A 15,669-nucleotide genomic window follows, 5' to 3' on the forward strand; every position below is an offset into this window, starting at 1 on the left:
GATGTCCTTGAACGGTGTTGGAGTGGAGAGGGGTCTTGCATTCGTGGTCACTGAAACGAAAAACCCCGCGCCGTTGCCGGTGCGGGGTCTGATCGAATCCTGGCTGCTTGTCGCTTACACGCCGGTTCGTCCCGCACTTGTGGGCGAGGTAATAAGCACGAGTACGAGGAGCGACGCAGCAGCGTCCGCGCGCAACGCGGCGGGCTGGCGGGTCGACTTCGGGCGGGTGTGGCGCTGCAACATGCAGCGAGATAACCATGGGCTTTGCGCGACTGTCAACTGTGTTGCGGGCCTCCGCGGGCGAATGTGCCGAAAGCCGCGCCAGCACTGCATGGTTACGCATGAAACGGAGGCGGCGCAGGCGACGAATGGCGCCAATTGCGCGGAAATCCGGCCTTTGCGATGGCGCGATGTGAGCGCCTGCGCGGCGGCACCCGCCGCACTCGGGTACGGTGGGCGTCCCCTGTTCTCCGGAGAGCCGCGCATGTCCGTTTCGCTTCCTTCCCTGGCGCGCCTGGCGCTCGCGCTGGCACTGGCGACGTCGGTGCCGGCGCAGGCCGCCGACCGCATCACCGGCCAGCCGTTCGCCACGCGTTCGGAAGTGATCGCCCCGCACGCCATGGCCGCCACCTCGCAGCCGCTGGCCACGCAGATCGCACTGGAGACCATGCGTGAGGGCGGCTCGGCGGTGGACGCGGCGATCGCCGCCAACGCCGCGCTGGGGCTGATGGAGCCGACCGGCAACGGCGTCGGTGGCGACCTGTTCGCCATCGTCTGGGATCCGAAGACGCAGAAGCTGTACGGCTACAACGGCTCCGGCCGTTCGCCGAAGGCGCTGACCCTGGCCGAGTTCCAGCGCCGCGGGTTGAAGGAGATCCCGGCCACCGGTCCGCTGCCGGTCTCGGTGCCCGGTGCGGTCGACGGCTGGTTCGCGCTGCACGAACGTTTCGGGCGCAGGACGATGGCGCAGAACCTGGCGCCGGCGATCCGCTACGCCCGCGACGGCCATCCGGTGGCCGAGACCATCGCCTACTACTGGGATCGCTCGGTGCCGCGGCTGTCGCAGTACCCCGGCTTCAAGGAGCAGTTCACCATCGACGGCCACGCCCCGCGCAAGGGCGAGCTGTGGAAGAACCCGAACCTGGCCAACACCCTGCAGCAGATCGCCGACGGCGGCCGCGACGCGTTCTACAAGGGCCCGATCGCGCGCACCATCGATGCCTACTTCAAGGCCAACGGCGGCTTCCTGCGCTACGAGGATCTGGCCAGCCACCACGGCGAATGGGTCGAGCCGGTGTCCACCAACTACCGCGGCTACGACGTGTGGGAACTGCCGCCCAACAGCCAGGGCATCGCCGCGCTGCAGATGCTCAACATCCTGGAGGGCTACGACTTCTCCAAGATCCCGTTCGGCTCGGCCGAGCACGTGCACCTGTTCACCGAAGCGAAGAAGCTGGCCTTCGCCGATCGTGCGCGCTTCTACGCCGACCCGGCGTTCCAGCCGGCGCCGCTGGCGCGGCTGATCTCCAAGGACTACGCCGCGCAGCGGCGCGCGCTGATCTCGATGGACCGCGCGCTGAAGGAAGTGCAGCCGGGCACGCCGAAGCAGTTGGAAGAGGGCGACACCATCTACCTGACCGTCGCCGATGCCGACGGCATGATGGTGTCGCTGATCCAGTCCAACTACCGCGGCATGGGCAGCGGCATGGCGCCGCCGGGGCTGGGCTTCATCCTGCAGGACCGCGGCGAGATGTTCGTGCTGCAGAAGGACCATCCCAACGGCTACGCGCCGGGCAAGCGTCCGTTCCAGACCATCATCCCCGCGTTCGTGACCAAGGACGGCAAGCCGTGGCTGAGCTTCGGGGTGATGGGCGGGGCGATGCAGCCGCAGGGCCACGTGCAGATCCTGATGAACCTGATCGATTTCCACATGAACCTGCAGGAGGCCGGCGACGCGCCGCGGATCCAGCACGATGGCTCCACCGAGCCGACCGGGCAGGCCACGGCGATGCGCGACGGCGGCGAGCTGAACCTGGAAACCGGCTTCGCCTACGACACCATCCGCGAACTGATGCGCAAGGGCCATCGGGTGATCTTCGCCGACGGGCCGTACGGCGGTTACCAGGCCATCGCGCGCGACCCGGGCAGCGGCGTGTACTACGGCGCGTCGGAAAGCCGCAAGGACGGGCAGGCCGCCGGCTACTGAGGCCGGCCGCGCGCGGGGGCGTTCATTCCTGTGCGCGGGGCGCCGCCGCGTCTGCGTCGTCCCGCGCCGCCTGTTCGCGCGCGATCCAGGCCTCGATCATGTGCCTGGCGCGTTGCGCCTGGCGGCGTTGGCGGTTGGACTCGGCATCGAGCACGCGGTACAGCGACACGATCACCAGCACCATCAGCAAGGCGAACGGCAGCGCCGCGATGGTGATCACGCCCTGCAGCGCATCCAGGCCGCCGGCCAGCAACAGCACCGCGGCGATCAGCGCCACCGCCACGCCCCACACCAGCTTGCGCGCCAGCGGCGGGTCGCCGGCCTCGTCGGTGGACATGCTGGCCAGCACCAGCACCGCCGAATCGGCGGAACTGACGAAGAAGATCATCAGCAGCAACAACGCCACGCTCGACAGCTGCAGCGACCCCGGCAGGCTGTCGAACAGGGTGAACAGCACCGTCTCGTAGCCGTTGTGCAGCGCCTGCAGCATGTCCACGTGGCCGAACAGCTGCGACCACAGCGCGGTGCCGCCGAACACCGAGAACCACAGGAAGCCGAGCAGGGTCGGCGCCAGCACCACGCCGACGACGAATTCGCGCACGCTGCGGCCGCGCGAGACGCGGGCGATGAACGCGCCGACGAACGGCGCCCAGGCGATCCACCAGGCCCAGTAGAAGATGGTCCAGTCGGCCACCCAGCGGTCGCCGGAGAACGGCGACATGCGCAGGCTCATCGTCACCAGTTGATTGAGGTAGGCGCCCAGCGTGGTGGTGAAGGTGTCGAAGATGAAGCCGGTGGGGCCGAGCACCAGCACCGCGGCCAGCAGCAGTGCCGCCAGCGCCAGGTTGATGTTGGACAGCCACTTGATGCCGCGTTCCACACCGGTGCTGGTGGACAGCATGTACAGCACGAAGGCCACGCCGATCACCGTCAACTGCAACGGCACCCCGGCGTGCACGCCGAACACGCGCTGCACGCCGGCGGCGATCTGGATGGTGCCGAAGCCCAGGGTGGTCGCCACGCCGACCGCGGTGGCGACCACCGCGGCGATGTTCACGCACTGCCCGATCCAGCCGCGGTGATGGCGGCCGATGACCGGCTGCAGGATGTCGCTGATCAGCCCGCGGCCGTTGCGGTTGTACTGGAACCAGGCCATCGCCAGGCCGATCAGCGCATACACCGCCCAGGGATGCAGGCCCCAGTGGAAGAAGGCGTAGCGCATCGACGCGCGTGCCGCCTGCATGCTCTCCGGCGCCAGCCCCTCCGGCGGTTTGAGGAAATGCGAGATCGGCTCGGCCGCACCCCAGAACACCAGGCCGATGCCCATGCCGGCGGCGAACAACATCGACAGCCAGCTCCCGCGCGAGAAATCCGGCTCGGCGTCTTCGCCGCCGATGCGCAGGTTGCCGAAGCGACCGAACGCCAGGTACAGCAGGAAGCTCAGGGTCAGGAACACGATCAGCAGGTACAGCCAGCCGGCACTGCGGATCACGTCGGTCAGCGCGGTCTGCACCACGTCATTGAAGGGGCCGGGGGCAACGCCGGCGATCAGGACCAGCAGCGCCACCAAGGCGATGGAAATGCGGAACACCATGGTGGAGCGTCTCCAGTCGGGGAACGGATGGGGCGTCGCCGCTGGCGACACGCACGCAGGGCAGACGGCGGCGAGACAGCGTGCGGCGCCGGCAGCGGGCACCGGGTGCCGGCGCTGTCGCCTGCCGCATCGCGCTGTCACTGCGAGGCGAGGTCGCGCAACAGCGTGCGCTTGGTGCCCAGGACGGGTCGGTCGGGCTGCAAGGCAGGGATCTTCGCGAAGACGACGTCATCGCCGTGTCGTGGCCGTGTCTGTCGATGCACGCCGCGGGCATGATGGTGATCCCGGTTGCGGCGTCCGTCGCTGCGAGGGCGCGGCAGGAGCCGATACCATGGCCGCAGCACTGAGGGAGACGCCGATGGCCTTGTTCTCACGCAGTCCCGATGCCGACGCCGCGCCCGTTGCCGGTTTGCCGGATGCGCCGATCGCCTTGTTGCGGCTGGAATCCGATGGTCGCGTGAGCGCCGCCAACCGTGCCGCCCTGGACCTGCTGGGGATGCCGGCCGAGACCTTGCTCGGCGCCACCAGCGAGGCGATCTGGGGCCTGCCGCTGACCGCCCTGGTGGACGCCGAAGGCAGTTGGCAGGCGCCGGGAGCCGATCCCACGCGCCGCGTGCGCTACCAGCGCGACCGCGACCGCAGTGGCCAGGGCTGGCTGCTGTCGCTGCCGCATCCGGAAACCGCGGCGCTGTTGCGCGACGTCGCCCTGCTCGGTGCCGGCCAGGCCCAGGGCGCGATCAGCCCGGCGCTGCAGGCGGTGGCGCAGCGGATCCAGGAAGGCGTGGCGGCGCAGGCGCTGCTGGATCGGGTCGGCGAGCGGCTGACCGGCTGCGATCTGGATCTGGGGCTGCACACGCCGCTGTCGGCGCAGGAGGCCGAGGCGATGCCGGGGCGGCGCCTGTCGGCCGGTTTCGGCAACCTGGCCGAGGCGATCCGCCAGGCGGTGGCGCTGTCGCTGCAGATCGCCGCCGACGTGCCGCACGTGGTCGCCGAGAACGACGAACTGGCGCGGCAATCGCAGACCCAGCTCGATGCGCTGCAGACGGTGCTCACTACCACCCGGCAATTGCTGCAGAGCCTGCACGAGATGGATCGCGACCTGCGCGCGGTGATCGCGGTGGCGGCCAGCGCAGACGACAGCGCCCGCCAGGGTGTGGAGGCGGCGCGCATCCTCGGCCAGGCGATGCAGGAGGTGGCGCGGCGTTCGGCACGCGCCAACCAGGTCATCGAGGTGATCGATGCGGTCGCATTCCAGACCAACATCCTCTCGATCAACGCCAGCATCGAAGCGGTACACGCCGGCCCGGCCGGGCGCGGCTTCGCGGTGGTCGCCACCGAAATCCGGCAACTCGCCGAACGCGCCGCCACCGCGGCACGCGACGTGCGCAGCATCATCGGCGAGACCGGCGCCGCCCTGCATGACAGCGCGGCCTCGGCGCAGCGCACCGAGCAGGTGCTGGGCGGCATCGGCGAATTGCTCGGCCGCGCCAGTGCGGCGATGGAGGCGGTGGCCGGCCGCATCGCCACGCAGAGCGGAGAGATCGGCGGCATCGACCGTGCCATCGAGCACGTGGTCGGGCTCAGCCGCAGCAATCTGCAGCACGCCGCGCAGGTGGTGCAGCGCAGCGCCGACCTGGCCGCGGGCAGCGGCACCCTGCACGACTGCGTGAATCTGTTCCGGCTGCCCGCCGATCCGATGCGCCAGCCACGGCATGCGCGCGTGCGCGATCTGGCCCAGGCCGCTGCGGTCAGCGTCGGCCTGGCCTTCGAGGCAGCGCTGATGCGCGGGCGCATCGGCGAGGAGGCGCTGTTCTCCACCGAGTACGTGCCGATCCCCGGCATCGACCCGCCCAAGTACCGCACCGCGTTCGATGCGTTGTGCGACGAGCTGCTGCCGCCGCTGCAGGAGCCGCTGCTGGCCGCGCATCCGTGGATCGTGTTCGCGATCTGCGCGAACGTCGACGGTTACGTGCCGACCCACAATCTGCGCTTCAGCCAGCCGCTCAGTGGCGACCGCGCGCGCGACCTGGTCGGCAACCGCAGCAAGCGCATCTTCGTCGACCGGGTCGGCCGCAATGTCGGCCGCCACACCGAGCCCTATCTGCTGCAGGTGTATCGGCGCGATACCGGGCAGATCCTGTTCGACCTGTCGGTGCCGGTGCATGTCCGCGGGCGCCACTGGGGCGGCTTGCGCATGGCCTACATGCTGGAATGAGCCGGCGCGCGCGTTGGCAAAAAAAAGCCGCCGGCAGTGCCGGCGGCGATGAGAGAGAGCTCTGATTCTTGTGCGCGCATGCTAGGCCGGCCACGTGGCCGCGGTTTGTCGCCGGCGCCGTCGCGTGTGGCGGCGCTGACACATGCGCGCGGCGGCTGTGCCGGCGTTCAGCCGCATCGGTTGGCGGCGAGCGGCGGAAACGGGTCTAATAGCCGCAGAAGCGGGGGTACCGTCGGCGCAGGCCGCGGTTGAGACAGTCCCTTCGAACCTGATCCGGTTGATACCGGCGTAGGGAAGCTTCGCAAGTCCGCTGCGGGCGCGTGCGCGTCCGGGACGGGCCCGCGCCGCCGCTTCGTCCGAGATGCGAGTCCGCTCGCACCCGTCCCGCTTCCCCTGCGGGTCACTTGAACCAGGACGAACGCCGATGAACGCCGTACCCAATCCGCTGCAGCAGCAGACCGACACCTTGTCCGCGGCGGTGACCCGCCCGATCCCTGGTTCGCGCAAGATCTTCGTGCCGGGCTCGCGCGCCGATCTGCAGGTGCCGATGCGCGAGATCGCGCTGACCCGCACGCCCACCGTGTTCGGCGGCGAGGAAAATGCCCCGGTCACCGTCTACGACACGTCCGGGCCGTACACCGACCCGCAGGTGCGGATCGATCTCGGCGCCGGCTTGGCGCCGCTGCGCGCCGCCTGGATCGCCGAGCGCGGCGACAGCGTGGCGCTGGCCGGGCTCAGTTCGCAGTTCGGGCGCGCGCGCGAGGACGATGCGCGCCTGCAGGCGGTGCGCTTCCCGGCACGGCGTCTGCCGCGACGCGCCCGCGACGGCGCCAACGTCACCCAGATGCATTACGCACGGCGCGGGATCGTCACCCCGGAAATGGAGTTCGTGGCGATCCGAGAGAACCAGCGCCTGCAGGACCTGCGCGATGCGCAATTGCGCGTGCAGCATCCCGGCGAAGCGTTCGGCGCCGCCATCCCGCGGCAGATCACGCCCGAGTTCGTGCGCGACGAGATCGCCCGCGGCCGCGCCATCCTGCCGTGCAACATCAACCATCCGGAAAGCGAGCCGATGATCATCGGCCGCAACTTCCTGACCAAGATCAACGCCAACATCGGCAACAGCGCGGTCAGCTCCGGCATCGCCGAGGAAGTGGAGAAACTGGTGTGGGCGATCCGCTGGGGCGGGGACACGGTGATGGACCTGTCCACCGGCAAGCACATCCACGAGACCCGCGAATGGATCGTGCGCAACTCGCCGGTGCCGATCGGCACCGTGCCGATCTACCAGGCGCTGGAGAAGGTGGATGGCCGCGCCGAGGAACTGACCTGGGAGATCTTCCGCGACACCCTGATCGAGCAGGCCGAACAGGGCGTGGACTACTTCACCATCCATGCCGGCGTGCTGCTGCGCTACGTCCCGCTGACCGCCAAGCGCGTCACCGGCATCGTCTCGCGCGGCGGCTCGATCCTGGCCAAGTGGTGCCTGGCGCATCATCGCGAGAACTTCCTCTACACCCACTTCGAGGATATCTGCGAGATCATGAAGGCCTACGACGTGGCCTTTTCGCTGGGCGACGGCTTGCGCCCGGGTTGCATCGCCGACGCCAACGACGCCGCCCAGTTCGGCGAACTGGAAACGCTGGGCGAACTGACAAGGCTCGCCTGGAAGCACGACGTGCAGACCATGATCGAGGGCCCCGGCCACGTGCCGATGCAATTGATCAAGGAGAACATGGACAAGCAGCTGCGCGAGTGCGGCGAGGCGCCGTTCTACACGCTGGGGCCGCTGACCACCGACATCGCGCCCGGCTACGACCACATCACCTCAGCGATCGGTGCGGCGATGATCGGCTGGTTCGGCACCGCGATGCTGTGCTACGTCACGCCGAAGGAGCATCTGGGCCTGCCCAACCGCGCCGACGTGCGCGACGGCATCATGGCCTACAAGATCGCCGCGCACGCCGCGGACCTGGCCAAGGGCCACCCCGGCGCGCAGGTGCGCGACAACGCCTTGTCCAAGGCGCGCTTCGAGTTCCGCTGGGACGACCAGTTCCATCTCGGCCTGGATCCGGAGAAGGCGCGCGAGTTCCACGACGAGACCCTGCCCAAGGACGCGCACAAGCTGGCGCATTTCTGTTCGATGTGCGGACCGCACTTCTGTTCGATGAAGATCACCCAGGACGTGCGCGACTACGCCGCCGAGCACGGGGTCGACGCGGAAGCGGCGCTGCAGGCCGGCATGGCCGAGAAGTCGGCGCAGTTCCTGGCGGCTGGCGCGCAGGTGTACCGCGCCGAGTGAGCGCACGGCGGTCGGCGCCGCAGGGCGCCGCCGCCACTGCCGACATGGACCTGGCCGTGCGTGGGTGTGCGAAGTGCGCCGCGATCATGACGACGGCGTCATCCACGCGCGCGTCTATGATGCGCGCTGGTCGCCACAGGGAATGTCTCATGCTGCGCTATGCGTTCGCGCTGCGTCGCCATCCGTCCGCGCTGTTGCTCGCGGTGCAACTGCTGGGCGTGCTGCTGTATCCCTGGATGGAGGACACCGCGGCCGGGCGCGCGCTGTTCGGCGCCTTCGGCATCGTGGTGCTGGCGCTGGCGTTGTGGGTGGTCAACCGCGGACCCTCGGCGCTATGGATCGCCTGTTGCCTGGCGCTGCCGTCGGTGGCGCTGTCGATCGCCGCGGCGCTGCTCGGCAATCCGGCAATGACTGCCTGGGCGCAACTGCTGGAAAGCCTGCTGTACTTCTATACCGCCGGCAGCCTGATCGCCTACATGCTGCAGGACCACGTGGTCACCCGCGACGAACTGTATGCCGCCGGCGCCACCTTCACCTTGCTGGCCTGGGCCTTCGCGTTCGTCTTCGCGGTGTGCCAGCAATGGCTGCCGGGCAGCTTCACCGCGGCCGTGGACGCGGCCTCGCCGCGGACCTGGATGGAATTGCTGTATCTGAGCTTCAGCGTGCTCTCGGGCGTGGGCCTGAGCGATGTCGTGCCGGTGCAGCCGTTCGCCCGCGCGCTGGTGATGATCGAACAGTTCGCCGGCGTGATGTACATCGCCTTGGTGGTGTCGCGATTGATTGGGCTCAGCGTCACACGCCACATGAAGACGTGAACGTGGCGTAAAAAAAAGCGCGCCCAGGGGCGCGCAGTCATGGAGCGATTATGTGAATTTCGTCGGCGGAGAGAGAGCCTGAATGCGTCGTCGCGGCTAGCGGCGGCGATGACTAGAGTAGAATTGAGTGACAAGCCGCGCTTGGCGGCATCCGCTGCCTCGTTTTGCCGAGTTTGCTCGTTGGCCTCTGTCACGGGGCCACGCGTGGTCGCGCAGCCGCCGCATTCGCGGCACCTCCCTCACGGCGTTCTTCGTTGTCCAACATGGTTTCCTCATCGTTCGCCACACCGACGCTTCCGCAACGGATGCAGGTGGGCGATTGCCTGGTGCTGCTGTCCTTGCGCGAGGTGCACGCCCCGCGCGCGCGCCGGCCGCAACGGCTCACGCCCAAGGCGATGGGGGTGCTGCGGGTGTTGCTGGCGCAACCGGGTCAAGTGGTGGAGCGCGAGGCGCTGTTGGCGCAGGTCTGGCCGGACACGCAGCCGACCAACGATGTGGTGACGCAGGCCATCACCCAGTTGCGCAAGGCGTTCGCGGCCGGCGTGCGCGGCGAGGCGCCGGTGTACATCGAGACCCTGGCCAAGTCCGGCTACCGCCTGGTGGCACCGGTACAGGCCTTGCCGGATGTCGAGGCCGAGGCGGGCGCGGCGGCGGCTCCATCGCTGGACACGGACGCCGCCACGGAGACGGCTGCGGCGCGTGTTCCGGCCATCGACCCTGCGGCGCGGCGGCGCGCGCCGTCATGGCTCGCCGCCGCCGCCGGTGCGGCGGCGATGCTGGTGCTGGTGCTGGCGCTGGCCTGCTGGTGGTGGTTCGCGCGCCCCGAGGCCGTGCCCGCCGACAGCGCCGAGCAGGAACGCGTGCTGGGCAGCCCCAAGCGGCCGTACCGGCTGATCACCGCCATGTCCGGGTTCAAGCTGGAGCCGGCGCTGTCTCCGGATGGCGCGCAGGTGGCCTATGCCGCACGCGCCAGCGGCAGCGATGGCACCCAGCTGCTCATCCAGCCGACCAGCGGCGCTGCCGGCAGTACCCCCCCGCGCTCGCTGGGCGTTCCGGCCCGCGGCGCCTCCGACCGCCTGCCCGCCTGGTCGCCCGACGGCACGCACATCGCCTTCGCCCGACTCGGTGCCGACCGCCAGTGCCGGGTGATGCTGGTGCAGGCCGACGGGCGCACGCCCGCGCGCGAGGTCGCGCGCTGCGACGACAGCGAATTGCTCAGCTTCGACTGGACGCCGGATGGCCGCGGCCTGGTGTTCGGCAGCATGAACGGGCGTCAGCCGGCGCGCGGCATCCGCGTGCTGGATCTGGGCAGCGGGCGCTGGACGGCGCTGGATTATCCGGTCGCCGCCGGCGATTTCGATTACGCGCCGCGTTACTCGCCGGACGGCAAATGGATCGCCTTCGTGCGCAATCCGCAGATGGGCGGGCTGTGGCGGATGCCAGCGGCCGGCGGCACCGCCGAGCCGTTGACCCACGAATTCGCCGAGATCCGCGGCTGGGACTGGGCGCGCGACGGGCAGGGCATCGTGTTCGGGCGCCGCGTCGATGGCGAGACCCGGCTGTACCGGCTGGACACCCAGACCCGGCGCCTGCGCGACCTGGGCCTGAGCGATGCGCAGGCGCCGCGGCTGGCGCGCGACGGCGGCAGCCTGGCGTTCGTGCACCGGCGTCCGCAGTTCGCCGTGTACCGCATCCGGGCGGGAGCGGCGGATGTGCCGCGCGAGCGCCAGCGGCTGTTCGCGTCCACCGGCCGCGACGGCCAGCCGAGCATCGCGCCCGACGGGCGCCAACTCGCCTTCACCTCCGATCGCGACGGCAGCTATGCACTGTGGTGGGGCGATGTGCGCCAGCCGACCTCGTTGCGGCTGATCGAGGGCGTGCGGCCGGAGACCCGGCAGCCCCTGGCGTGGTCGGCCGACAGCCAGGTGCTGCTGGTCAGCGGCCGCGATGCGCAGGGGCATTCGGCGATCTATGAGGTCCGGCCGCAATCCGGCAGTGTGGCGGCCTTGCCGGTGCCGGCCGGCGAGCCGCTGCAGGCGTTGTACACCGCCGAACCCGGGCAACTGCTGGTCCTGCTGGGCGAGAACGGCCGCACCCGCCTGCAGTTGTACGACCGGCGTGCAGTGCCCTGGCGGCCCTTGGCGAGCTTGCCGGATGTTTCCCAGGTCCGCGCCGATCCTGCCACTGGGGAAATCCTGTTCACCCGGCTCGCGCGCAGCGGCCTGTGGCGCGTCGATGCCAGCCTGGACCTAGCCAGCGTGCGTGTCGTGGACGACAGTCTGCCATCGCTGTGGCGCTACCGCAGCTGGGCGCTGGGCCCCGAGGGTGCGGTGCATTACCTGTTCCAGACCGGCGAATGCGCCAGCCGCATGGCGCGGATCGACGGTGGCCTCGCTGCAAGCGTGTGCCTGGACCGCGACCACTTCAGTGCGGTCAACGGCTTCAGCATCGATCCGCGCAGTGGCGACGCCTATGTGGCACTGGCGGTCGAGGACGGCAGCGAGATCGGCTTCATGCGTATGCATGAGCAGCCGGAATGGTTCTCGACCATCTCGCACAACTGGCTGATCCGGAAGGAAAAATAGGCTTCGTAAGTTGTTCGTAAGGGCGTCGTGGCGATTTCGGACAACTATCGCCAAGACGTCCTGACCTGTCGCCACATTCGGCAAAGACTGCGCACCGGTTTACGTCAAGCAGGTGCTCGGATGCGGCAATCTTTCCTGGTCGATCATGGACAACAACTGGTGCTGGACGCCGACGACGCGCCGGCGGGTCCGGCCTGCCTGGGCGCAGCGCGCCTGGCCAGCGTGCAGGCCTCGGCGAATGCCTTCACGGTCTGGCTGCAGTTGCGTGGCAGCGCCTGGATCGAGGCCAAGGAGGGACGTTTCGCCCTGCGCCGCGGCCAGTGGCTGGCCTTCGAACGCGACTCGCGGCCGATGCTGCAGACCGACCGCGACGGCCTGTGCATCGGTCTGAGCCTGGATGGCGAGGCGCTGAAGGCCTTGGGCCGGATGGCCGACGAGACCTTGTATGCGGGGCGCGGCGAGTTGTCGCTGCGCGAGACGCGGACCGCCTTGCGCCTGTGGCGGCAGGCGGCGGCGCGGCCCGGCGATGCGTTGGCGATGCGGCCGGTGCTGCTGCATCTGGCCTCCATGCAGGGCGAGTTGTCGCGCCGCGTGCAGCGCTGTCCCGGGCGCTCACGGATGCGCAAGCGCCAGGTGTTCGGGCGCATGCAGCGTGCGCGGCTGTATCTGGACGGCAATCGCGACCGCGTGGTGCGGATCAGCGAACTGGCCGAGCTGACCAACTTCTCCGGCTGGTACCTGTCCAAGACGTTCCAGAGCCTGTACGAGGAAAGCCCGCAGGCGTTGTCGGCGCGCCTGCGCCTGGAGCGCGCGGCGGACCTGTTGCGCGACACCACGATGATGATCGGCGAGGTGGCCGCCGCCAGCGGATTCGACAACTGCTGCAGCTTCGCGCGGGCGTTCCGCGCACGCTTCGGCGTCTCCGCCTCGCAATATCGCGATGGCAGCACCGTGCCGCCAGAATCGGCAAAGTCTGCAGGCGACAGCGGCAAAGCAGCCGCGCTCACCGGAACGTAACGTGCCGAGGGCGTCTTAACACGCCCCTAACGTTACCCTGGAGAGATTGATGAACCTTCGCACTCCCGCAGTGCGGCTGGGCTTGCTGCCCGCCAGCATCGCGATCGCGTTGACGCCGGCGATTGCCGGCGCGCAAGAAGCCGCCGCCTCGTCCACCACCACGCTGGACCGGATCGAAATCACCGGTTCGCGCATCCGCAGCGCCGACGTCGAAACCCAGCAGCCGATCCTGACCCTGGACCGCCAGGCGCTGGAGCGCCAGGGCTACACCTCGGTCGCCGACGTGCTGCAGAACCTGACCTCGGCCGGCTCGCCGGCGATCTCGCGCGCCGACGCGCTTGCGTCCGGCGAAAACGTCGGCGGCTACTACGTCGACCTGCGCAACCTCGGTGCCGAGCGTACCCTGGTGCTATTGAACGGCAAGCGCCTGGGCGCGACCACCTCCGGCCTGCAGGACCTGAGCCAGGTGCCGATGGCGGCGATCGAGCGCATCGAAGTGCTGAAGGACGGCGCCTCGTCGATCTACGGCTCCGACGCCATTGCCGGCGTGGTCAACGTCATCACCCGCAAGCGCTTCGACGGCGCCGAAGTCTCGGCCGAGTTCGGCCAGTTCGGCGAAGGCGACGGCAAGACCTCGCAGTACTCCTTCACCATCGGCACCCAGGGCGAGCGCGGTGGCGTGGCGCTGACCGCCGAGTATTCCAAGCAGGATCCGGTGTTCGCCAAGAACCGTTGGTTCAGCCGCGACGGCAGCCGTGGCCCGAACTCGACGCCGAGCGGCTGGAGTCCGATCAGCCAGAACGGCAGCTGGTGCAACCCGCTGACCGTGGATTGCTCGGATCCGGAAGTCGCTGTGTGGCAGACGCTGAACCAGGGCGGCAACCCGAACAATCCGGCCGACTACCATCCGCTGACCCCGGCCGAGTACGCCAACTCCAACCAGCAGATGATGGTGCAGACCGGCATCGAGCGTAAGTCGGTGTTCGCCAACGCCAACTACGACCTGACCGACTCCATCGTCTTCAACGCCGACGTGCTCTACAACGAGCGCACCACCGATCAGCAGATCGCCGGCTATCCGTACCAGTCCGCCGCGTTCGGCACCCCGCTGGCCGGCGACAGCGCGTTCAACCCGATCGGCCAGGACATCGACTTCCGCCGCCGCCTCTGGGAAGTGCCGCGTACCACCGAGAGCAAGCTGAAGACCACGCGCTTCGCGCCGACCATCAGCGGCTCCTTCGAGTTCGCCGACAAGAGCTGGGACTGGGACGTCGGTGCGCTGTGGAACCGCAACGAGAGCACCAAGACCGGTCACGGCGACATGAGCCTGATCGCGGCGCGCCAGGCACTGGGTTCGTCCTTCATCAACGCCAACGGCGTCGCCCAGTGCGGCACCGCCGCCGCGCCGGTGTCGCTGAGCACCTGCCGTCCGTGGAACCCGCTGCTGCCGTTCGGCGTGGCCGGCCCGGGTTCGCTGGCCGATGCGGACACCCAGGCCTTCCTGTTCCCGTACTTCACCGATACCGGCCTGACCAAGACCACCAGCTACACCGCCAACCTGAGCGGCACGCTGGCGACGCTGCCGGCGGGCGACCTCGGCATCGCGGTCGGCTACGAGCACCGCAAGGAAGAAGGCCGCTTCTCGCCGGACGCCTTCGCGCAGTCGGGTGAGAGCACCGGCCTGGGCGCCAAGACCACCGCCGGCAACTACGATCTGGACGAGTTCTACCTCGAGTTGAACGTGCCGATCCTGGCCGACATGGCGTTCGCCAAGCAGCTGACCCTGAACCTGGCCAGCCGCTACTCGGACTACAGCAACTTCGGCGACACGGTGAACTCCAAGTTCGGCTTCACCTGGAAGCCGATCGACGAACTGCTGGTCCGCGGCACCTACGCCGAGGGCTTCCGCGCCCCGACGATCAGCGATCTGTATGGCGGCCTGAACAGCAGCTTCGAGTCGTACATCGATCCGTGCGGCGTGGGTGCGCCGAACAGCGTCAACGGCAATGCGGCGTGTTCCGCGGCCGGCGTGCCGGTCGGCTACACCCAGCTGGGCCAGGGCTACGTGCCGTGTTCGACCCTTCCTTGCCAGACCCCGGACGAGTTCATCAGCGGCTCCAACCCGAACCTGCGTCCGGAAACCTCCACCAGCAAGACCGCCGGTCTGGTGTGGAGCCCGCGCTGGGTACAGGGCCTGGACATCTCGCTGGATTGGTACCGCTACGAGATCAAGGACATGATCATCGCCGATAGCGTCGATCGCATCCTGCGCGACTGCTACGTGCTGGGCAATGCCGAGCGCTGCGCCGGCGTGACCCGCGCCGCCGACGGCCACATCTCTGCGATGACCTACGGTGTGGCCAACCTCGGCCAGATGGAGACCGAAGGCTACGATCTGGGCATCCGCTACCGTCTGCCGGAAATGGCGTTCGGCAAGATCATGATCGACTGGCAGACCAGCTACGTCAGCAAGTACGACGAAGCCGGCCAGAACGCTGCGGGCGACAACATCACCATCGGCAGTGTCGGTACTCCGGGCATCTTCCGCGTGCGTTCCAACCTGGGCGTGAACTGGACGCTGGGCGACTTCGGTGTGAATTACACCCTGCGCTACTACTCCGGCATGAAGGAAAAGTGCATCTCGCGCGCTGCTGACTACTGCGATGCGCCGGACCACTTCGCCAATGGCGAAGCCGATCCGCTGCGTCACACCGGTTCCAACACCTTCCACGACCTGCAGGTCAACTGGAAGGCGCCGTGGGACGCGACGATCGCCATCGGTGCGAACAATGTGTTCGACCACCGCGGTCCGCTGATGTACTCGGCCCCGGACAGCAGCTTCGCCTACTACGGCGGCTTCGACATCGGTCGCTACGTGTACATGAAGTACACCCAGCGCTTCTGATTTGATTGAACTAGCGCATGGCGGGCCAAG

8 protein-coding genes and 1 riboswitch are annotated in these 15,669 nt (G+C 68.8%); of the genes, 7 read left to right on the plus strand and 1 reads right to left on the minus strand.

Annotated features, from left to right (window positions below; genetic code table 11):
* The first annotated feature begins 484 nt into the window (after nt 1-484).
* Nucleotides 485-2,206 (plus strand): gamma-glutamyltransferase, encoded by a 1,722-nt coding sequence (ggt, locus tag CEK69_RS13350; RefSeq protein ID WP_226975160.1) that lies wholly within the window; start codon nt 485-487, stop codon nt 2,204-2,206.
* 22 nt (nt 2,207-2,228) lie between these two features.
* Here ggt and CEK69_RS13355 read toward each other — a convergent pair whose 3' ends face one another.
* The gene (locus CEK69_RS13355) at nt 2,229-3,800 is read right to left on the minus strand and encodes a BCCT family transporter (RefSeq protein ID WP_152246084.1); all 1,572 of its coding nucleotides are present in this window, start codon (nt 3,798-3,800) and stop codon (nt 2,229-2,231) included.
* Between the two features lie 358 nt (nt 3,801-4,158).
* On the opposite strand from CEK69_RS13355, the gene CEK69_RS13360 reads away from it, so the two are divergent.
* From CEK69_RS13360 to CEK69_RS13385, 6 genes are all read left to right on the plus strand, one after another.
* A complete protein-coding gene (locus CEK69_RS13360; RefSeq protein ID WP_152246116.1) occupies nt 4,159-6,015 on the plus strand; it encodes a methyl-accepting chemotaxis protein in 1,857 nt (618 codons plus the stop codon).
* 212 nt (nt 6,016-6,227) lie between these two features.
* Nucleotides 6,228-6,328, plus strand: a riboswitch (TPP riboswitch).
* Nucleotides 6,329-6,439: 111 nt separating this feature from the next.
* Nucleotides 6,440-8,317, plus strand: a complete 1,878-nt coding sequence (thiC, locus tag CEK69_RS13365) for a phosphomethylpyrimidine synthase ThiC (protein ID WP_152246086.1) — start codon at nt 6,440-6,442, stop codon at nt 8,315-8,317.
* Between the two features lie 149 nt (nt 8,318-8,466).
* Complete coding sequence (locus CEK69_RS13370; protein WP_017910513.1) at nt 8,467-9,132, plus strand: ion channel; 666 nt, start codon at nt 8,467-8,469, stop codon at nt 9,130-9,132.
* A gap of 263 nt (nt 9,133-9,395) precedes the next feature.
* Entirely contained in the window at nt 9,396-11,717 is a 2,322-nt protein-coding gene (locus CEK69_RS13375) for a winged helix-turn-helix domain-containing protein (RefSeq protein ID WP_152246088.1), read from the plus strand.
* A 120-nt stretch (nt 11,718-11,837) separates the two neighbouring features.
* The gene (locus CEK69_RS13380) at nt 11,838-12,734 is read left to right on the plus strand and encodes a helix-turn-helix transcriptional regulator (RefSeq protein WP_152246090.1); all 897 of its coding nucleotides are present in this window, start codon (nt 11,838-11,840) and stop codon (nt 12,732-12,734) included.
* 49 nt (nt 12,735-12,783) lie between these two features.
* Nucleotides 12,784-15,639 (plus strand): TonB-dependent receptor, encoded by a 2,856-nt coding sequence (locus CEK69_RS13385; protein ID WP_152246092.1) that lies wholly within the window; start codon nt 12,784-12,786, stop codon nt 15,637-15,639.
* Nucleotides 15,640-15,669 lie beyond the last annotated feature (30 nt).

This window comes from Xanthomonas sp. LMG 12462, assembly GCF_009192885.1.
Lineage (GTDB): Bacteria > Pseudomonadota > Gammaproteobacteria > Xanthomonadales > Xanthomonadaceae > Xanthomonas_A > Xanthomonas_A sontii.